The organism is Rhizobium sp. KNZ2-6A, assembly GCF_056755475.1.
The window spans coordinates 1-419 of sequence record NZ_JBNDIC010000152.1 but is presented as its reverse complement, the minus strand read 5'-3'; the positions used below and the strand labels follow the sequence as shown (position 1 = coordinate 419).

At 56.6% G+C, this 419-nt stretch carries 1 protein-coding gene; it reads left to right on the top strand.

Annotated features, from left to right (window positions below; genetic code table 11):
• Window positions 1-217 precede the first annotated feature (217 nt).
• Window positions 218-419: hypothetical protein (locus ACPYOP_RS33005; protein WP_481414393.1), on the top strand; the 202-nt coding region annotated here is incomplete at its 3' end.

Genomic DNA, 419 nt, shown 5'->3' with positions numbered 1-419 from the left:
ACTGCCATATCATAGTATCGGGACACCGAGCCACGCTGTTATTGGGTGTCTGACTGCCAGTGATAGCGTGTCGCGCGTCAGCGTATCGGCTACTGTTCGGTTTCATGACGATGATGGCCGATTGGCGGACGCGGATCTCCCTGTTCGAGCCTGCGGATTCTCAGTCGGGTCCCTCCCTCCTGAGGATGGGTGTTCGTGGTTGCTCTGGGAGGGGGATTTGCGCCTGCCCGCGCCCGGTCTTGCCCCGACCGGGCGCGCCTTGCTGGCGGCACTTTTCATCGTGACGGCAGTATTGTTCGGCCTAGCGTCGTCGTTTCGTATTTCGAGCGCAAAGGGGCAGGCAGCTTTATCGCTACTAGTGGTTTATAAGGCAACGAGAAGACAGGATGAACGATATTTATTGCAATCAAGAAAATCTC